The sequence below is a fragment of the Epilithonimonas mollis genome, assembly GCF_900142325.1.
In the GTDB taxonomy this organism is placed as follows: domain Bacteria; phylum Bacteroidota; class Bacteroidia; order Flavobacteriales; family Weeksellaceae; genus Epilithonimonas; species Epilithonimonas mollis.
The window spans coordinates 997,273-1,016,014 of record NZ_FRAM01000001.1 but is presented as its reverse complement, the minus strand read 5'-3'; the positions used below and the strand labels follow the sequence as shown (position 1 = coordinate 1,016,014).

The following is an 18,742-nucleotide window of genomic DNA, read 5'->3' as shown; positions in this document are numbered from 1 at the left end:
TTCATTTACAAGTATAATAAATCTTTTTATATTTTGAATATATTTATGTATTTCATAGTTTGTTTATGTTTTATATAGAAAATTGGAATGTTATTTGATAAGTTTTCATACAATTTTTAGGATTGTTGTTAATTGTTTAATTTAAATTTTATGTAAGATGAAAAATCTATTATTTAATTCGGAAAAAGATCATTTAGACGAAGTTGTTTTCGCTAACAGAAATAAAGCTTATGGTGCTTATGCTTTGAGAAATGATTATTCTAGCCAGCTCACAAAAGCATTGTTAGTAGGCGTTGCTTTTTTTGCTTCCTTGTCAGTCGTGCCATTGGTTATCTCATCCTTTGATACACAGGCTTATGCTGCACCCAAAGATAAAATATATGAATTTGTCCCTATAGATGAGGAAATAGATATACCTAAACCCCAGCCGGCCGCCACTGTTCCGCAGGATATAAAAACTGTAGAAAACCCGGATTATACTCCTGTCCGTCATGTGATAAAAGATAAACCTCTTCCAACTAAACAGGATTTTGAAGGTGCAGCAATTGGATCCGAAACAAAGCCGGGCGTAGAAACAACGATCCCGATTGCACCGCCGATTTCAACAGGTCCGCCTGCAGCAACAGTTCCTTATACAGCACCAGTTGTTCCAGCTGAAGACCCAAATAAATTAATCAGTCAAAATGACGCAGATGTGGCTGCAGACTTCAAAGGTGGGATCAATTCATTCCGTCAGAAAGTGGCACAGACCTTTGATACTTCATCTGTAGATCAGGGTGGCATGGTATCTGCCACAATTAGCTTCGTAGTAGAAAGAGATGGAAGTATTTCCAATATAAAAGTGACCGGTTCCAATTCCGATTTTAATCAGGAAGCGGAAAGAACTGTAAAATCTATTAAATCAAAATGGACACCTGCACAGCTGAAAGGCAAAACAGTAAGATCATCTTTCAGAATGCCAATTTCTATGAAAATAGACTGATCTGATTGTCAATGAAATATTAAATGAATAAAATTTAAAGTTATATAATTATCCACATTTCTTTGCAAAATGTGGATAATTTTTTTATTGGTCAACTTGCTAATTAACAATACTTTAACGGGTTGCTGCTTTTTTCAAAACTTTCTAAGTGGTAAAAAATTGTATTTTTGATGATTAAATTAATGTTTATGGCAAAAATTATAGGTGTTGCAAACCAAAAAGGCGGTGTTGGCAAAACGACAACTGCTGTTAATCTGGCATCTGCGCTTGGCGTTTTAGAAAAAAGAATTCTCCTGATAGATGCAGATCCGCAGGCCAATGCAACATCAGGTTTGGGTGTGGAAGAGGTGAATTTTTCTACTTACAATTTGCTGGAACATAGTGCAGAAGTTTCTAAATGCATATTACCTACCAGCTCGCCAAATGTTGATATCATTCCGTCTCATATAGATCTGGTAGCGGCCGAGATAGAGCTTGTAGATCGCGATAACAGAGAGTACATGATGCGCGAAGCTCTGAAATCTGTGAGAGACCAGTATGATTATATCATTATAGATTGTGCACCGAGTTTGGGTTTGATAACAATTAACGCCCTGACTGCAGCAGATTCTGTCATCATTCCTATACAATGTGAATATTTTGCTTTGGAAGGTTTAGGAAAATTATTAAATACCATTAAAAATGTTCAGAAGATCCATAACCAGGATCTTGACATAGAAGGTCTTTTACTTACGATGTACGACAGTCGTCTCAGATTGTCCAATCAGGTTGTTGAGGAAGTTAATTCACATTTCCCGGAAATGGTTTTTGAAACGATTATCAGCAGAAACGTCCGTCTGAGCGAAGCACCAAGTTTTGGGGAAAGCATCCTGAAGTATGATGCAGAAAGCAAAGGCGCCATCCAATATATCCAGCTGGCAGAAGAAGTATTACTGAAAAACGAGAAGTTAGTTAAAAATTAATAAGCCGTAACTCAGAAACAGGATGTTTAGAAATTGTTTTTAAAAACTTCAATCATCCGGGATACATGCAACTTAAAAATATGAAAGATAAAAAAAGAGCAATGGGACGTGGTTTGGGAGCGATCCTGAATGCCGAAAGCAAAACCAATATCAATTCCGCTTCAGACGAAGGCGCAAAAAACCTGGTCGGCAATATTGTAGAGGTTCCTATTGAAGATATATATGCTAATCCAAATCAGCCAAGAACTTATTTCGATGAGAAGGCCTTGAATGATCTGGCAGAATCCATTAAAAGCTTAGGAATTATCCAGCCTGTCACACTTAGAAAAGATGGTGGCAAATTCGAGATCATTTCCGGGGAAAGACGTTTCCGGGCATCTAAGATTGCCGGACTGGCTTCCATTCCTGCCTATATCCGTCTGGTAAACGACCAGGAATTGCTGGAAATGGCTTTGGTGGAAAATATCCAGAGAGAAGATCTGGATCCGATAGAAGTTGCACTCACTTATCAAAGACTATTGGATGAGGTCGGAATGACGCAGGAAAATCTGAGCCAGCGTGTTGGTAAAGAAAGAAGCACCATTACCAACAGCGTTCGCCTTCTGAAGCTGTCACCCGATATCCAAAACGGAATAAGAAGCGGACAAATTTCAGCCGGTCATGGCCGTGCAATCATGAGCTTGGATACGGACGAAAAACGCCAGAATCTTTTTGAAAGAATAATCAAAGATCAGCTGAATGTCAGACAGGCTGAACAATTGGCTTCTCAACTCAAAAATTCTCAGGAAAAAGACCAACCAGCCAAACAGAGTATTATTCCTAACCACTTTAAAAAAGCGCAGAAAAGCTTATCCGATATTCTGAACGTAAATGTCGAGATCAAAACTTCGGCTAATGGTAAAAAAGGAAAAATTGTCCTCGATTTTAAAAATGAAGAGGAGCTGGAGAATATCCTGGCTCACATCCGATAAATGAAAAAGTTATTGTCAGTTTTTTTGCTGTTTTTCTTCAGTATGGTTTTCTCTCAGGTCAATCCTAATGATACGATCCGTGTAGAAAATCTTCCCAAGGACAGTATACCTGCAGCCAAACCTTTGTCAGAATCTCAGATTTTAGGAGATATTGACAATAAAAATGCGCCTGCAAAAATTCAGAAATTCAGTCCTGCGAAGGCTGGTTTATATTCTGCTGTTTTGCCGGGACTGGGACAGTTTTATAACAAAAAATACTGGAAGATTCCCATAGTCTGGGGCGCAGTCGGAACAGGAATTGGCATTGCGCTTTGGAATGATAAGCAATACAAACGTTACAGAAACGCCTTTGTATCTGAACTTAATGGACTTCCGCACGAATTTTCAGGGATACGTGGCATTGATAAAACTGTGTTGGGAAATGCTCAGGACAGATCCAAAAGACAAAGGGATTATGCCATCGGAATCACCGGACTGATCTATATTCTGAACATTGTAGATGCTGTTGTGGATGCGCATTTGTATGAGGGGAGGAAAGATCCCGATCTTGCGCTAACGCCTTCCATAATCAACGATCAGCTTAGTAACTTTGAAACCAAAGCAGGATTAACTTTAAGTTTCAGATTTTAAAATAAATCATATTTAAAATGAAGATAGCACTTGTAGGTTACGGAAAAATGGGAAGGATAATCGATGAGATTTCTCAAAACCGGAACCACGAAATTGTCGCAAGATTAAAGCAAACACCAACCATAGAGTCTCTGAATCATGCTGATGTGGTGATAGAATTTTCAAATCCCGAAGCGGCTTTCGAAAATATAAAAGTATGCCTGGAGAATAACATCCCGGTAATTTGCGGGACAACCGGCTGGCTTGATAAGAAGCTGGAAATCGAGCGAATCGCTTTGCAGAAAAACAGCGCATTTTTATATGGCTCCAATTTTAGTCTGGGAGTCAATATTTTTTTTGCACTCAATGAAAACCTGGCAAAACTGATGAGTAATGTCAGCGGATATTCCTGTCAGCTGGAAGAGATCCATCATATTCATAAAAAAGATGCACCGAGCGGAACGGCAATTTCAATTGCTGAAGGAATTATAGAAAATTCTAAATATGAAGCCTGGAAACTGGATGAAACAAAGGATCATGAGCTTGGGATTTTTGCCATTCGTGAGGATGAGGTTCCCGGAACACACAGTGTCTTTTACAGATCGGAAGTTGATGAAATTGAAATCAAACATACAGCATATAACAGAAATGGATTTGCTCTGGGAGCGGTCATTGCTGCAGAATGGATTGTAGGAAAACAAGGTGTCTTTTCAATGAAAGATGTTTTAGGGCTATAAAATTGTAACAAAAACAATACGACAAAAACTAATTATAAAAATTCGGTAATAAGCTAATGACTGATTACCAAAAATCAAAATATGGATTATATTATTACTTATACCATTTATGTCCTCATAATCAGTGTTCTGATGGGACTGACAACATGGAAGCTATTCAAAAAAATGGGCTACAACCCACTTTTTTCTTTTGTTCCGTTTTATAATTATTTAATTATTCTCAAGGAAACCAATCACTCGAAATGGTGGGTGATCTTATCTTACCTGCCGATTGTCGGCCCGATTATGATATCTGCTTTCCATATTTTTTTAATGAGAAAGTTTGGAAAAAGAGGATTTCTTAACGGCTTGCTGACGGTGATTCTGCCTTTCATTTTCATGGCCACAGTCAACTATGGTAAAGATCCACAAATTGAAACTGAAGAAGAGGAAGAAGAAGGGCGGAAAAAAGAAACATTTCTGGGATCTGTTACTTTTGCAGTAGTTTTTGCAACAATTATTCATGCCTTTATCACTCAGCCTTTCGGAATCCCGACAGGATCTATGGAAAGAACATTGCTGGTAGGTGATTTTCTTTTTGTGAACAAATGGGCGTATGGTTACAGAATGCCGATGAGACCTGTAGCTTTACCATTTTTACAGGGAACAATTTTTGACACAGGGGAGAAAGGAAACCCAAAGGACGATCCCAAATCTTATGTAGATGCTGTAAAACTACCATATCTCAGATTGCCCGGGTATGACGAGATCAAACGTTATGATATCGTCGTGTTCAATTACCCGCAGGATTCGGTTCACACAGCCACGGACAGAAAAGATCCTTACGTTAAAAGATGTGTAGGAATTCCTGGCGATGTTATAGAGTTCCGAGCAGGAAGATTGTTTATCAATAATCAGCCGGAAAAAATTCTGGGTGATGAGGAGCAACAGCATAAATATATAGTCAAGGCTTCTACCCAATTGGATATTCCTGCATTATACAAAGCTTATGGCTTTTTGCCCGTTCAGGAATATCAAGCAGAATCAGGGTTTATATACGTCTTTCAAGGTTTGACCAAAGAAACTGCAAGTGACATCAAAACGCTCCCGAACGTTGAAGAAATCAAAGAAGATATCCTGGAAAAAGGAGCAAATGATATTGCGTATTATCCGATGAAACAAGGCGGAGCAATAGTAAGAGATAACGCAGGAAATGCTGTTTTTTCAAAAAAAATAGATACTTCTAACTGCGTTTATCCTATTAACAAAAAGTGGAATCAGGATTGGTACGGACCACTCAGAATCCCGAAAAAAGGAGATGTTGTAAAGCTAGATCAGGAAACTTTACCGACTTATCAATGGATCATCTCCAAATACGAGCACAACAAGCTGGAAAATAAAAACGGGAAAATCTATGTCAACGGTCAGGAAACCAATCAATATACTATCAAACAGAATTATTATATGATGATCGGTGACAACCGGGATGCCTCTCTGGATGCCAGATTTTTTGGTGTAGTTCCGGAGGAAAATATCGTCGGAAGACCCATGTTCACATGGATGAGTTTGGAAGGTGCTTTTAAAGATGGAAGCTCAAGTTATCAAGCGAACAAAGGTTCATTTTTTGGAATGACAATCCGTTGGGACAGGATGTTCAAAGCAACAAACACGGGCGAGGCGAACAAAACATCTTATTGGTGGGTTGCCGTGATTATTCTGGTGCTGTTCTTCGGTTGGGATTATTTCGCCAAACTTTTCGGAAAGAAAAAAGAAGAAGAATAAATTTTTGGAGCTTGATCCCGCTATCCGCTGTATCTTTTTCTTTTTTAATAAAAAAAGAAAAAGGATGCCGCTTCTATCGGGGCTATGGGCTTCCAGTTTCAAAATAACAATACAACACTTTGTCAGGGTCTACTATCTTTGACAAAGTTTTTTTTAATACCAGTAATGAAAAACAAAATTCTTTTACCTATATTCTATCTGCCGCCGGTTTCCTGGTTCTCAGTTTTTCTGAATGAAGACAATGAAATTGCTTTAGAGCAATTCGAGAATTTTCCGAAGCAGACCTACAGAAACAGAGCCGCAATTTATGGAGCAAACGGAAAACTTCCTTTGATAATTCCCATCAGGCACAATGGAAAACGCGAGTTGAAAGATATCGAAATCTCGTTTGCGGAAGATTGGCAGAAGCTCCATTGGAAATCCATAAAAACCGCCTACCAGAGCACACCTTATTTTGAATTTTACGAAGACAGGCTGAAAGCTGTTTTTGATGAAAAAGTAAGCTCCCTGTTAGAATTTAATTTAAAAGCTCTCAAAGTTATTCTCCGGATATTAAAAACAGAAAAAGATTTTCAATTGACCGGAGAATATATCAGACATCCCGAGTCACAGGATTTAAGGGAAAAATTTTCAGCCAAATCCGAATCAGAATTCGTTATGGAAGAGTATTACCAAAGCTTTTCTGACAAATTCGGATTCATAAAAGATCTTTCTGTTTTGGATCTTATCTGTAACATTGGTCCAGAAAGTATGACTTATATTAAAAATATCAAACCCGATTAATATTCAGAAATTCTATATTTTTAAAAATTCTGTTTAATTGATAAACAATATCTAATATGAAAAAATTATTGATAGCAGCAGCGTTCTATGCAGGTTTTGCGACGATAGCAGCTCAGACGGCAACAACGGAAAACGACAAAGACCAAAAAACATGGTACCATAAAGATTATGCGACCACAAAAGTCTATGGTGTGAATACGGAAAATGCCTACAAATTCCTGGAAGCAAAGGGACTGAAACCAAAACTAGTAATCGTAGCAGTTCTGGATAGCGGTGTTGAAGTGGATCATCCGGGATTGGCAAAAAACATGTGGAAGAATCCCAACGAGATTCCGAATAACGGAAAAGATGATGACGGAAACGGCTATATCGATGATGTTTACGGCTGGAACTTCCTAGGCGGGAAAAGCGGTGATATCGACGTAGATAATATGGAAGTCACCAGAGTGGTTAAAAAATACCAGTCTGTTTTTGAAGGGACAGATTCTGCAAAAAATAAAGAGAATCAGTCAAAGATGCCGGAGGAATTTGCAATGTACATGAAATCCAAGGATATTTTCACCAAGAAAAGTCAGGAGGCAAAGCAGAATGTACAGCTTTACACCATGATCAACAATGCGATTCCTGATATGGTAAAATTATTGGGTGATAAAACATTGACCAAAGAAAATCTGGCAGCTGTAAAACCTTCTACACAACAGGAAACGATGGCAATGCAGGTACTGGCCCAAGTGGCCAATGATCCGCAGGTTGCCGGTAAATCTGCTTCTGAAGTAGAAACTTATATGAAAGGACAGATGAAGGAAGCTCTGGATTACTTCACACCTCAGGCGGAGAAAGGTTACAATCTGGACTTCGACCCGAGAAAAGAAATCGTTGGTGATAATTATGATGATTATTCGGAAAAAAATTATGGAAACAACCATTATGAAGGACCGGATGCAAAACACGGAACACACGTTGCAGGGATCATAGCCGGCCTGGCAAATGGTTCTGAACCTCAATACGGTGTGGCGTCCAGAGTAGCGAAAATCATGACTGTGAGAGCTGTTCCGGATGGTGATGAAAGAGATAAGGATGTTGCTAACGCAATCCGTTATGCTGTCGACAATGGCGCAAAGGTTTTGAATATGAGCTTTGGAAAACCTGTTTCTCCAGGAAAAAATGTGGTTTGGGATGCATTCAAATATGCAGAAAGCAAAGGCGTTCTTTTAGTAAAAGCGGCAGGAAATGAGAATGAAGATATCGCAGAACATCAGTATTTCCCAACCAATTTCAAATCTCAGTCAGACGAAAAACCGTTTATAAACAACATGATTGTAGTAGGCTCAAATACAAATGATGCCAATGCACTGAAATCCAGTTTCTCTAATTATGATAAGAAAATGGTAGATGTTTTTGCACCGGGTTCAGAAATTTATTCTACAGTTCCGGATGGTAAATATGAATATCTTCAGGGTACATCTATGGCATCGCCTGTAGTTGCAGGAGCATCGGCTGTTTTACTTGCCTATATGCCAGATCTAAAACCGGAACAGATCATAGAATCGCTGGTGAAAACAACAAATGCCAATACAACAAATGGCTTTGAGAATCTGTCAAGATCGGCAGGAGTGATTGATGTTGCTAAAGCAGCTGAATATGCTTATAAAAATTTCTATAAAGCAGAAGCGCCTGCTAAATCAGTTAAAAGACCTGTCAAAAAACAAAAATTACATAAAGCGATTGATAAAACAAAACTTTAAAATCAAAAAGTAATTAACAAAAAATCTGAGACTTTTCTCAGATTTTTTGTTTTTTATGATTTGGCATAATTTTTTATAATAACTTAGCTGTAAATATCAAAACTATGAGAAAATTATTTTTTTTAGGAATATTAGGTTCAGCTTTAGTTGCGACTTCATGTTCTTCTAATAAAACGGGTGTAAGTGCAGGTCAGGCACAGGCACTACGTTCGGATGTGATGAAACTTAAAGGGCAATGGGATATTTCAACTGTAGATTATGACAGAAACTATTCCGTCAAGCCTTTTGATGAAGGTGCCAATATAAGCTGTTTTGTAGGAAGTTCATGGACACTAGTTCCAAACAATTATACAGGAAGCTATACTTTACACGGCGAAAACGGATGTCCTTCAAAAGTTCAGGCTATTACTTTCAGTGTAGATAAAAACAGTGTTGTCTCTATGAAGAAAGTAGGTGAAGGTGACAAGGCGAAAAGAGTTCTTCAAGGTTATAATCTGATTTTGGAAAACCCGACAGAAAATAGTTTCACATTGTTGCAATCTGTGAATGCAGATGGAAACAGAGTGGATATACGTTATAATTTTGTAAGAACAGGTAAATAATTAAAATACATATAATGAAAATAACTAAACTAAACATTGCGGCATTTTTTATTTCAGGATCGTTATTGCTCACAAGCTGCGAAGCTGTTCAGAATGCCAATAACACACAGAAAGGTGCTGCGATTGGTACAGCTGCAGGCGCAGTAATCGGAGGGATATTAGGTAATAACATAGGAAAAGGCGGTAATGCACCTTTAGGAGCTGTTTTGGGAGGTGTAGTTGGTGGTGTTGCTGGTGGTGTCATAGGTAACAAAATGGATAAACAGGCCAAAGAAATCAAAGAAACCTTGCCTGGTGCAGAAGTTGAAAGAGTGGGAGAAGGTATCAAAATTACACTTCATGAAAACACAGTAAATTTTGACTTTAATTCATCGAATCTGACTTCGTTGGCAAAAACCAACCTTGATAAATTAGTTACAGTCCTTAAAAATAATCCTGATACCAATATCAATATCTACGGTCACACAGACAGCGTTGGTACTGATGCTGTTAATCTTAGAATTTCCGGACAAAGAGCTGCTGCAGTGAAGAATTATTTTGTCTCAAATGGCATTTCTTCATCAAGATTATTTACGGAAGGTCTTGGTAAATCCAGTCCTGTTGCTTCCAATGATACGGATGCCGGAAGAGCTAAGAACAGACGTGTGGAGTTTGCGATCACTGCAAATGAAAAGATGATTAATGACGCACAATCCGGGAAATAATAAAATTTTTTCAAGATTCAAACAATAATAATAAACCGCAATTTGCGGTTTTTTTATTTTAATGCTACTTTTGTAGATTATTAAACAATTGATGAAGAATTATTTAAAACTGATAAGAGTAGAACAATGGGTCAAAAATCTTTTTGTATTTGCGCCGTTGTTTTTTTCAGGTAAAATCACAAACACTCATCTTTTTTACGAGAGTATTTTTGCTTTCTTTGTGTTTTCCTTTACTGCAAGTTCTATTTATATTCTGAATGATTATTTTGATATAGAATCGGATAGAAAACATCCTGAGAAAAGAAACAGGCCTTTGGCAAGTGGTGCAGTATCGAAGGCAGAAGCAAGAATTTTATTCGCATTTTTAATTTTTTTATCAGTTTCATCAATTTTTGCGGGCAACTATATTTTCCAGACGGATTTTTGGAAATTCGGAGTCATTATTGCGACTTATTTCGTCCTCAATATATTTTATACATTCAGGCTCAAACATGTTGCGATAGTAGATATATGTATCATCGCTGTCGGTTTTGTCCTGAGGATTCTGGCTGGTGGTTATGTTACAGGAATTATTGTTACAAACTGGGCCATATTGCTGACTTTTATTTTGGCATTGGTTCTTGCTATCGGGAAAAGGAGAGGAGAATTGATCAATGCCCAGGTTTCTGGTAAAACCCGTAAGGCTTTGGATGGGTATAATGTCCAGTTTGCAGATATAGCTTTATCAATCAGCTGCACTCTGGCGATTATTTGTTATCTGATGTTTACGCTGTCACCGGAGGTTCAGGCAAGATTTCATCCAAGAGTTTTTTATACGGTGATATTCGTGGTATTTGCTTTTCTGAGATATTTGCAACAGACGCTGGTCTATAACAGGACCGAATCGCCGACAAAAATTGTTTACAAAGACCGATATATTCAGGTTACCATATTACTTTGGATTATTGTATTTTTATTACAAATCTATTTTAAGAAATAAAATCGTTCTAATTAACATAAACATCTGTTATTATCAACGATTATAATCAGACAAAAATTAAAACCAAGATGAAGCCGAATTTTGTTCAGAAAGTTACGAACTGGGGAAATTTTCCTGTTGTGGAAAAAGAGATGAAGTCGGAGGATTCGGTTTCCAAAATCAAACAATTTGTTAAAGAAAATAACGAAGTGATCGCAAGAGGTAACGGACGTTGCTATGGCGACGCATCTCTTGGTGAAAATATTTTCTCTACAAAAAGACTCAATAAGTTTATTTCCTTTGACAGACTGAACGGCATTATCGAATGCGAATCAGGGGTGCTTCTGTCAGAAGTTCTGGAAGTGTCTGTACCGCAGGGGTATTTTCTTTATGTAACACCTGGAACCAAATATATTTCCCTAGGTGGCGCTATTGCCTCTGATGTCCACGGTAAAAATCACCACGCAGAAGGTTGCTTTTCTGAATATGTTACTGAATTCAAATTGCTGAATGAAAATTCTGAGGTCATCACATGTTCCCGCGAAGAAAACCAGGATAAGTTCTGGGCAACAATTGGCGGAATGGGTTTGACAGGAATTATTCTCTCCGCAAAATTCAAACTTAAGAACATAGAATCTGCCTACATCCGGCAAGAAAGCATCAAAGCTGAAAATCTGGATGAGGTTTTCCGCTTATTTGATGAAAGTGAAGACTGGACCTACAATGTGGCTTGGATCGATTGTTTTCAGACGGGAAAAAATCTTGGACGATCTATTCTGATGAGAGGCGAACACGCTTTGAAAGCCGAATTGCCTGCAAGTCTTCAGAAAAAATCTTTGAAGCTGAAAGAGAAATTAAAACCTACAGTTCCGTTTTATTTCCCCGGATTTGTTCTTAATGCTTTAACAATAAAAATTTTCAACTTTCTTTATTACAATAAGCAAACAAAGAAACAGCTTAATAATTTTATAGATTACGAAACTTTTTTCTATCCTTTGGATGTCATCAATGATTGGAACAAAATCTACGGGAAAAGCGGTTTCATCCAGTATCAGATGGTCATCCCGAAAGAAAATGGAAAAGAAGGAATGCGACAAATCCTCGATACGATTGCAAAAAGCGGAAACGGTTCTTTTCTAGCAGTTCTGAAATTATTCGGAAAAAATAATCCGCAAGCCTATAACTCCTTTCCAGTCGAAGGTTACACATTGGCCCTGGATTTTAAAGTTAATAAAGGTCTGAAAAAATTAGTTGACCAACTGGATACGATAGTCGAAAATTTCGGAGGCCGAATTTATTTGACGAAAGACAGTATGAGCAAATCTTCTTTGACCAATTATCTTCAAAATGTGAATTCATCCAAGTTTGTTTCCTTACAACATAAAAGAATTATTAATAATGGTTGATAGTTTTCAGTTGATGGTTGATAGAAATTATTCTAAACCGACAACTAATAACTAACAACCCACAACTAATTACTATGATAATATTAGGTTCCAATTCCGAAGTTGCGCAGGCATTTGTAGAAGAATGTTTGGCGAAAGGAGAAAAATTTCCCACTGTTTATCTGTTGAGTTCCAATCCGGAAACGACAGAGAAATTTGCAGGCCATCTTGAAGTAAAATTTCTTCAGAATTCTGGAATCATTTCTTTGGATCTGATGGATGAAATTGATTATAAAACCTTAGAAAATATCAATTCAGACCTGTTGTTTTGCGCCACAGGTTATTTGGGTCTAGGAACGGAAGAAGGGCTTTATGACGATGACAATACAGCTCGGATTATTGATGTTAATTACGCCAAATTAGTTCCTATTCTTAATTTCTTCGCTAAAAAAATGGAATCCAAAAGAACCGGGACAATGATAGTTTTATCATCAGTAGCAGGCGAAAGAGGAAGGCAGAGTAATTTCATCTACGGAAGTGCGAAAGCTGGATTAACGGCTTATTTGAGTGGATTAAGAAATTATTTATTTGATAAGAAAGTTCACGTTCTGACAGTGAAACCAGGTTTTATGGATACCAAAATGACAGAAGGTCTACCTCTTAATCCGGCTTTGACTGCGACGCCAAAAAAAGCAGCCGGAGTAATTTACAAAGCTTATAAAAATAAAAAAAACGTGGCTTACGTTTTACCGATTTGGGCCATTATTATGATGATAATCAGAAATATCCCTGAGTTCATTTTTAAGAAATTGAAGCTGTAAATTAGGTTGCAGGTCGTAGGATTTAGATATTTTTCTCGCTGTAACCTTAAAGCTAAACCCTTAAACCTAACAAATGAAAAAACTATATCTATTCGATTTCGATGGCACTTTAACTTACAAAGACACCATGTTTTTGTTTCTGAAGTTTTATGACCCTGCAAAATTTTCTGTTCAGTTTCTGAAGCATGTTCCACTTTTTGCTTTGCTGAAGTTCAAATTGGCAGATCCTGAAGCTGTAAAGAAAAGTTTTATTTCATCAATTTTGAAAGGGCAATCCAGATATCAGATAGAGAAAAAAGCACAACAGTTTTTTGAAGAAAATTATCCTAGCTTGTTCAGACAAAATGCTTTGGATTTTATCAATAATATCGATAGGGAAAATACGGAGTCTTACATAGTTTCAGCGTCATTAGATATTTGGGTAAAACCTTTTGCGGAGAAATTCAATATGAAATTGCTTTCCACGCAAGCGGAGTTCAAAGATGATATTTTCACTGGAAATTTTGTTGGAAATAATTGCAACAAACAAGAGAAAGTAAACCGAATAAAACTGGAAATCGCCGATAAGAAATTTGGCAAAATCATTGCTTTCGGGGATACTTCCGGAGACAAAGCAATGTTCAAATTCGCAAATGAATCACATTATCGATTTTTTCACTAATTTAGTAGCTTAATTTTAAGACCGGTTTTTCGGCTCAAATCTAATTAAAAATGGAAAGAATTTATCTTGATAATGCAGCAACTACGCCTCTGGATGATGAGGTGATAGACTGTATGGTGAATGTTTTAAGATTCAATTATGGCAATCCGTCATCCACGCACAGTCTGGGACAGGAAGCCAAGACCATTTTGGAAGAAGTGAGGCGAAAGATTGCAGATTCTTTGAGAGTAACTCCGGGCGAAATCGTTTTCACATCTTGTGGAACGGAATCTAACAATATGATTATCAAATCTGCGGTCAATTATCTTGGTGTAGAAAGAATCATCACTTCGGCCTTGGAACACAAATGTGTAGCCGAAACCTGCCTCGAAATGAAGAAATTGAAAGGTGTAGAATTGGTTTACCTAAGACCAGATTCTAACGGCGATTTAGATTTGGTTAAATTACAAGAAGCACTGAAATCATCAGATAAAAAAACTCTAGTAACATTAATGCATGCCAACAATGAAATCGGGAATCTTCTTGATATTGAAAAAGTGGCTCATCTTTGCAAAGAAAACAATACACTTTTCCATTCGGACACCGTTCAGACAATGGCGCATCTGGATTTAGATTTCTCTAAAATTCCGGTTGATTTTGCATCCTGCAGTGCACACAAATTCCATGGACCAAAGGGTGCGGGTTTTGCATTCGTTAGAAAATCTTCGGGTTTGAAAGGCATTATAACAGGCGGGCCGCAGGAAAGAAGCCTGAGAGCCGGAACGGAAAACGTAACGGGAATCGCAGGATTAGGAAAAGCTTGGGAGATTGCTCAAGAGAAAATGGAAGATTATAAAAATCATATTCAGGATATCAAGAATTATACGATTCAGCAATTAAAAGAAAAAATTGCAGGTATAAAATTTAATGGTAGAAGTGCTGAAGACAGTAGTTTGTACACGGTTTTAAACCTTTTGCTTCCATATAAAAACCCTTTAATCGGATTACAATTGGATATGAAAGGAATTGCTATTTCTCAGGGAAGTGCCTGTAGTTCAGGAGCTTCAAAACCTTCTATGGTTTTGATGTCTGTTTTATCGGAAGAGGATTTGGACAATTCCACCCCAGTCCGAGTATCGTTCAGTCATTTTACCCAAAAGTCTGATATCGATGCATTTGTTAATGCGTTAGAAGAAATAGGCCAGCAATTTGTTATAGAAAAAGCTGATAGTTTACATAGATAATCAACAGAAGAAACAAAAATTAATTTTTGTAATTTTGTGTAATAAACAATAAAGAAAAAGAAATCATGGCAGTAGAAATTACAGATCAATCCTTTCAGGAAACAGTTTTAAAGTCAGATAAGCCGGTATTGGTAGATTTTTGGGCAGCTTGGTGCGGACCATGCAGAATGTTGGGGCCGATTATCGAAGAAGTAGCAGCAGATTTTGAAGGGAAAGCTTTGGTAGGAAAAGTGGATGTAGATAATAACCAACAGGTTTCCGTAGATTATGGGATCAGAAATATACCTACAGTTCTGATATTCAAAAACGGAGAAGTTGTAGATAAAATTGTTGGTGTAGCTCCAAAAGAAGTAATTGCGGAAAAACTGAATTCTTACTTGTAAGAAAAAAACAATATTGAAAATGAACGTCTTCCTTTTTGGAAGGCGTTTTTTTATAAAAAAAATTTGCAGATGTAGATTATTGTTGTATTTTTGCAACCACAATAATCGCAATAGCGTTTAGAGTAGATCCGGTAGTTCAGCTGGTTAGAATGCCGCCCTGTCACGGCGGAGGTCGCGGGTTCGAGTCCCGTCCGGATCGCAAAAAGTTTATCAATTACTTTTCAAAAAATTGATCCGGTAGTTCAGCTGGTTAGAATGCCGCCCTGTCACGGCGGAGGTCGCGGGTTCGAGTCCCGTCCGGATCGCAACTACAATATCAAAGTAGTGCAAAAAGCTTTAAAACATATGTTTTAAAGCTTTTTTCGTTTTATGTCTATTCAAAGAAAGTTAAAAAAGCACAATTTGAAAGTGACCTATTCAGTGACCTGTTAAAATAGGTTTAAAAAGGTCACTGAAAATTCAACAAACCCTGTTCAGTAGCTAGTTCAGGAACTGAATATCTTGTGATAAGTTTTTGCTAAGATTAATTTTAAATCTCAAACCCTTTACGAAATGAACAAGACATTCAATTTACTTTTCTATGTAAAAAAAGCTAAAATCAATTCTTTAGGAGAGTCTCCTATTTACTTACGAATTACAATTGATGGCAAGATATTCGAGATAAGCACAAAACGTACAGTAAAGGCTTCAAAATGGAATTCTGCAATGCAGAAGGTTAGTGGCTCTTCTGAAGAATTTAGATCACTTAATTTTTATTTGAAAACTTTTGAGCAGAAAGTTTATGATGCCTATCACGAATTAATCAGAGATAAGGAAACAGTAACTTGTGAGACTCTTAAAAATAAGTTAGTTGGTAAAGGTAAATTGACCAGAATGCTCATTCCTATTTTTCAGGATCATAATGATCGAATGGAGAAACTGATTGAAAAAGAATTTGCACAAGGAACATTGACACGTTATAAAACATGTCTCAAACATACAAAAGATTTCTTGAAATGGAAATATAGTATTACCGACATTGAAATTAAAAAGATTGATTATGCTTTTCTAAATGATTTTGAATTTTTTTTAAGAACCGAGAGATCCTGCAACAATAATTCTGCTGTTAAGTATATTAAGAATTTTGGTAAGATTGTTCGTATTTGTCTTGCGAATGGATGGATAGAGCGAGACCCTTTTATGAACTATCATTCTAAGTTTAATGAAGTGACGAGAATGTTTCTTAATGAACAGGAAATTGAAGTGCTTTTTACCAAAGATTTTACAAATGAGAGATTGTCTTTGGTTAGAGATATTTTTCTGTTCAGCTGTTTCACCGGACTGGCGTACATTGATACCCAAAAACTAACATATCAAAATATCAATTTAGGTCTTGATGGCTCTCAATGGATTTATACCAAACGTCAGAAAACTAAAACTACTTCTAATATTCCCATACTTTCTCAAACAGAGAAAATTATTAAAAAATACAAAAATCATCCGGCTTGCCTTAATAGTGGAAAACTTCTGCCTATTCTTAGTAATCAAAAGATGAATGCCTATTTGAAAGAAATTGCAGATCTGTGCGGTATCAATAAGGAATTAACTTACCATATTGCACGCCACACTTTTGCAACAACCGTTACTTTATCTAACGGGGTCTCTATTGAAAGTGTAAGTAAAATGCTAGGTCATAAAAGTATTAAAACTACGCAGCATTATGCGAAGATATTAGATAGCAAAGTTAGTGAGGACATGATGTTACTTAAACAAAAATATCTTGACAAAAGAATGTAAAAAGATTTCTGAGATAATTAAATTATCAGACAAAGATAGTTGTATAGAGGATCTATATTCGAAGTTGATATGCCTTGTAAAGTAATGATACAGTTTTTTTAAAAAGATATTGAAATTTGTCTGTTAAGATTTCAAAAATGTCTTGAAGAAGACAAAACTTAAGTTCGACATCCTAAAAAAGCTGCTAGTCATCTTTTGTTAATAATCTTCATATATTTTTTATTTATATATCTTTCGATTTCCAAGAGAGATCGTAAGATTTGAATTTAGCAAAAAACATCCTAATATTTTTCCTGTAGGGAGTTGTGTGAGGTTAGCGGAGTATTTTTTATTGAAAAAGAAATCCAGCTTAATGATCAGAAAGAAAAACATTTTTTTCCAGAGATATCCTGTATTTATAAGTAAAGTTGTGAGAGATATAGCATCCTTCTTAGTGTCTAATAATTAGAAACAAAAGGAATGAGAGCTTCACATTCATTTATCACTGGATTTATGCGAGAAGATTGTCTTTAAAAGTTGTAAAGAAAAAATTTTAGAAAATTATTAATAATGTGTATGATTTTGTCTCAAAGATGGTAACAAGTTCAAAATATAATTTTATAAAAAATAGAAGTTATATCCTGATACCTTTTTTAAATATAATTTGTAAAAAGCTATTAAATCTTTTTGTATTTCAAATTTAATATCGTAATATTGCGATATTAAATAATTAAGTATGGGGCTTACAAAATCAGATATGTTTTCAGATGAACAAAATAAATTAGCTTCTTTGTTTAAAGTTTTTGGACATCCTGCAAGGGTAGCTATACTTCAATATATTATCAATCAAAAATCCTGCATTTGCAATGATTTGGTGGATAAATTAGGTTTGGCGCAAGCGACAATCTCGCAGCATTTAAAAGAGTTGAAATATATGGGTATTATACAGGGTACAATAGATGGAAAATCAGTTTGTTATTGTATAGAAGAAAAGAAATGGAAAGAGATACAAGAGTATTTCAATCAATTCTTTGAACAGGAAGTAAAAGTAAATCAATGCTGTTAAAGGCATTTTTTTACATTCCTTAATATCGTTATATTGCAATATTATGTATCGATTAAATTTGTATATAAAAAATAGAATTCCAAAGTATAGAAAAATATCATAATAAAATAGAAGATTTATGAAACTATCAGACATCAAAGAAATCTTACCAACATTAGATAATGTTGAATTTCAATTAGAGAACGGAATATTTGTACCAGAACACTTTCACGTTACAGAAGTGGGTGTAATTACAAAGAATTTCATCGATTGTGGTGGAACAATCAGAAATGAAAAAGTGGTCAACTTTCAATTATGGAATGCAGATGATTACGAGCATAGATTAAAGCCGACCAAACTATTAAACATCATCAAGTTATCTGAAGAAAAATTGGGAATGGAAGATGCTGAGATAGAAGTAGAATATCAAAGCGGAACAATTGGCAAGTACGATTTGGAGTTTAACGGGAAAACATTTGTACTAAAAAATAAAACGACTGCGTGTTTGGCTCAGGATGCTTGTGGCATTCCTTCAGAGAAACAAAAGAAAAATTTGACTGAATTATCTGTAAACAATTCAAACGCTTGTACGCCAGGAGGTGGTTGTTGTTAATATCTTAATAAGTAAAACAAAATTCAAAACATAAAAATCAAT

At 36.2% G+C, this 18,742-nt stretch carries 19 protein-coding genes and 2 tRNA genes; all 21 read left to right on the top strand.

All coding sequences use genetic code 11. The annotated features are described in order from the left end of the window. Positions 1-157: 157 nt before the first annotated feature. The 21 genes from BUA97_RS04440 (at position 158) to BUA97_RS04340 (ending at position 18,700) form a co-directional block, all read left to right on the top strand. The gene (locus BUA97_RS04440; RefSeq protein WP_072996625.1) at positions 158-982 is read left to right on the top strand and encodes an energy transducer TonB; all 825 of its coding nucleotides are present in this window, start codon (positions 158-160) and stop codon (positions 980-982) included. Between the two features lie 188 nt (positions 983-1,170). Continuing rightward, positions 1,171-1,944: a ParA family protein gene (locus BUA97_RS04435; protein WP_072997204.1), complete on the top strand. Its 774-nt coding sequence runs from the start codon at positions 1,171-1,173 to the stop codon at positions 1,942-1,944. An 80-nt stretch (positions 1,945-2,024) separates the two neighbouring features. After that, positions 2,025-2,915: a ParB/RepB/Spo0J family partition protein gene (locus BUA97_RS04430; protein WP_072997203.1), complete on the top strand. Its 891-nt coding sequence runs from the start codon at positions 2,025-2,027 to the stop codon at positions 2,913-2,915. After that, the gene (locus BUA97_RS04425; protein WP_072996624.1) at positions 2,916-3,545 is read left to right on the top strand and encodes a DUF5683 domain-containing protein; all 630 of its coding nucleotides are present in this window, start codon (positions 2,916-2,918) and stop codon (positions 3,543-3,545) included. A 17-nt stretch (positions 3,546-3,562) separates the two neighbouring features. Continuing rightward, positions 3,563-4,261: a 4-hydroxy-tetrahydrodipicolinate reductase gene (dapB, locus tag BUA97_RS04420; protein WP_072996623.1), complete on the top strand. Its 699-nt coding sequence runs from the start codon at positions 3,563-3,565 to the stop codon at positions 4,259-4,261. Positions 4,262-4,342: 81 nt separating this feature from the next. After that, positions 4,343-6,022: a signal peptidase I gene (gene lepB / locus BUA97_RS04415; protein WP_072996622.1), complete on the top strand. Its 1,680-nt coding sequence runs from the start codon at positions 4,343-4,345 to the stop codon at positions 6,020-6,022. Positions 6,023-6,187: 165 nt separating this feature from the next. Next, entirely contained in the window at positions 6,188-6,805 is a 618-nt protein-coding gene (locus BUA97_RS04410; protein WP_072996621.1) for a WbqC family protein, read from the top strand. Between the two features lie 56 nt (positions 6,806-6,861). Further along, the gene (locus BUA97_RS04405) at positions 6,862-8,550 is read left to right on the top strand and encodes a S8 family serine peptidase (RefSeq protein WP_072996620.1); all 1,689 of its coding nucleotides are present in this window, start codon (positions 6,862-6,864) and stop codon (positions 8,548-8,550) included. A gap of 104 nt (positions 8,551-8,654) precedes the next feature. Then, positions 8,655-9,152, top strand: coding sequence for a lipocalin family protein (locus tag BUA97_RS04400; RefSeq protein ID WP_072996619.1), 498 nt, complete (start codon positions 8,655-8,657; stop codon positions 9,150-9,152). Between the two features lie 14 nt (positions 9,153-9,166). Next, complete coding sequence (locus tag BUA97_RS04395) at positions 9,167-9,856, top strand: OmpA family protein (protein ID WP_072996618.1); 690 nt, start codon at positions 9,167-9,169, stop codon at positions 9,854-9,856. A 91-nt stretch (positions 9,857-9,947) separates the two neighbouring features. Next, positions 9,948-10,835 (top strand): decaprenyl-phosphate phosphoribosyltransferase, encoded by an 888-nt coding sequence (locus tag BUA97_RS04390; RefSeq protein ID WP_072996617.1) that lies wholly within the window; start codon positions 9,948-9,950, stop codon positions 10,833-10,835. 68 nt (positions 10,836-10,903) lie between these two features. Beyond that, positions 10,904-12,220 carry an FAD-binding oxidoreductase gene (locus BUA97_RS04385; RefSeq protein ID WP_072996616.1) on the top strand — a complete coding sequence of 439 codons (1,317 nt, stop codon included), beginning with the start codon at positions 10,904-10,906 and terminating at the stop codon, positions 12,218-12,220. Between the two features lie 74 nt (positions 12,221-12,294). After that, complete coding sequence (locus tag BUA97_RS04380) at positions 12,295-13,020, top strand: SDR family NAD(P)-dependent oxidoreductase (RefSeq protein ID WP_072996615.1); 726 nt, start codon at positions 12,295-12,297, stop codon at positions 13,018-13,020. Between the two features lie 73 nt (positions 13,021-13,093). Then, on the top strand, positions 13,094-13,681 hold the full coding sequence (locus tag BUA97_RS04375) for an HAD-IB family hydrolase (RefSeq protein WP_072996614.1): 588 nt from the start codon (positions 13,094-13,096) through the stop codon (positions 13,679-13,681). Between the two features lie 50 nt (positions 13,682-13,731). After that, complete coding sequence (locus BUA97_RS04370; protein ID WP_072996613.1) at positions 13,732-14,904, top strand: cysteine desulfurase family protein; 1,173 nt, start codon at positions 13,732-13,734, stop codon at positions 14,902-14,904. A 65-nt stretch (positions 14,905-14,969) separates the two neighbouring features. Next, entirely contained in the window at positions 14,970-15,287 is a 318-nt protein-coding gene (trxA, locus tag BUA97_RS04365) for a thioredoxin (RefSeq protein ID WP_072996612.1), read from the top strand. A gap of 125 nt (positions 15,288-15,412) precedes the next feature. Further along, positions 15,413-15,486: transfer RNA gene (locus BUA97_RS04360), tRNA-Asp, on the top strand. Between the two features lie 32 nt (positions 15,487-15,518). After that, positions 15,519-15,592: transfer RNA gene (locus BUA97_RS04355), tRNA-Asp, on the top strand. Between the two features lie 247 nt (positions 15,593-15,839). Beyond that, positions 15,840-17,063: a site-specific integrase gene (locus tag BUA97_RS04350; protein ID WP_072996611.1), complete on the top strand. Its 1,224-nt coding sequence runs from the start codon at positions 15,840-15,842 to the stop codon at positions 17,061-17,063. A 715-nt stretch (positions 17,064-17,778) separates the two neighbouring features. Beyond that, the gene (locus BUA97_RS04345; RefSeq protein WP_002981234.1) at positions 17,779-18,108 is read left to right on the top strand and encodes an ArsR/SmtB family transcription factor; all 330 of its coding nucleotides are present in this window, start codon (positions 17,779-17,781) and stop codon (positions 18,106-18,108) included. Between the two features lie 118 nt (positions 18,109-18,226). Further along, positions 18,227-18,700, top strand: coding sequence for a DUF6428 family protein (locus tag BUA97_RS04340; RefSeq protein ID WP_002981233.1), 474 nt, complete (start codon positions 18,227-18,229; stop codon positions 18,698-18,700). The last annotated feature ends 42 nt before the right edge of the window (positions 18,701-18,742 follow it).

What these genes read in the sequence shown, in the direction of transcription:
- BUA97_RS04440 (WP_072996625.1), top strand. Translation starts at nt 158, where the DNA reads ATGAAAAATCTATTATTTAATTCGGAAAAAGATCATTTAGACGAAGTT.
- BUA97_RS04435 (WP_072997204.1), top strand. Translation starts at nt 1,171, where the DNA reads ATGGCAAAAATTATAGGTGTTGCAAACCAAAAAGGCGGTGTTGGCAAA.
- BUA97_RS04430 (WP_072997203.1), top strand. Translation starts at nt 2,025, where the DNA reads ATGAAAGATAAAAAAAGAGCAATGGGACGTGGTTTGGGAGCGATCCTG.
- BUA97_RS04425 (WP_072996624.1), top strand. Translation starts at nt 2,916, where the DNA reads ATGAAAAAGTTATTGTCAGTTTTTTTGCTGTTTTTCTTCAGTATGGTT.
- dapB (WP_072996623.1), top strand. Translation starts at nt 3,563, where the DNA reads ATGAAGATAGCACTTGTAGGTTACGGAAAAATGGGAAGGATAATCGAT.
- lepB (WP_072996622.1), top strand. Translation starts at nt 4,343, where the DNA reads ATGGATTATATTATTACTTATACCATTTATGTCCTCATAATCAGTGTT.
- BUA97_RS04410 (WP_072996621.1), top strand. Translation starts at nt 6,188, where the DNA reads ATGAAAAACAAAATTCTTTTACCTATATTCTATCTGCCGCCGGTTTCC.
- BUA97_RS04405 (WP_072996620.1), top strand. Translation starts at nt 6,862, where the DNA reads ATGAAAAAATTATTGATAGCAGCAGCGTTCTATGCAGGTTTTGCGACG.
- BUA97_RS04400 (WP_072996619.1), top strand. Translation starts at nt 8,655, where the DNA reads ATGAGAAAATTATTTTTTTTAGGAATATTAGGTTCAGCTTTAGTTGCG.
- BUA97_RS04395 (WP_072996618.1), top strand. Translation starts at nt 9,167, where the DNA reads ATGAAAATAACTAAACTAAACATTGCGGCATTTTTTATTTCAGGATCG.
- BUA97_RS04390 (WP_072996617.1), top strand. Translation starts at nt 9,948, where the DNA reads ATGAAGAATTATTTAAAACTGATAAGAGTAGAACAATGGGTCAAAAAT.
- BUA97_RS04385 (WP_072996616.1), top strand. Translation starts at nt 10,904, where the DNA reads ATGAAGCCGAATTTTGTTCAGAAAGTTACGAACTGGGGAAATTTTCCT.
- BUA97_RS04380 (WP_072996615.1), top strand. Translation starts at nt 12,295, where the DNA reads ATGATAATATTAGGTTCCAATTCCGAAGTTGCGCAGGCATTTGTAGAA.
- BUA97_RS04375 (WP_072996614.1), top strand. Translation starts at nt 13,094, where the DNA reads ATGAAAAAACTATATCTATTCGATTTCGATGGCACTTTAACTTACAAA.
- BUA97_RS04370 (WP_072996613.1), top strand. Translation starts at nt 13,732, where the DNA reads ATGGAAAGAATTTATCTTGATAATGCAGCAACTACGCCTCTGGATGAT.
- trxA (WP_072996612.1), top strand. Translation starts at nt 14,970, where the DNA reads ATGGCAGTAGAAATTACAGATCAATCCTTTCAGGAAACAGTTTTAAAG.
- BUA97_RS04350 (WP_072996611.1), top strand. Translation starts at nt 15,840, where the DNA reads ATGAACAAGACATTCAATTTACTTTTCTATGTAAAAAAAGCTAAAATC.
- BUA97_RS04345 (WP_002981234.1), top strand. Translation starts at nt 17,779, where the DNA reads ATGGGGCTTACAAAATCAGATATGTTTTCAGATGAACAAAATAAATTA.
- BUA97_RS04340 (WP_002981233.1), top strand. Translation starts at nt 18,227, where the DNA reads ATGAAACTATCAGACATCAAAGAAATCTTACCAACATTAGATAATGTT.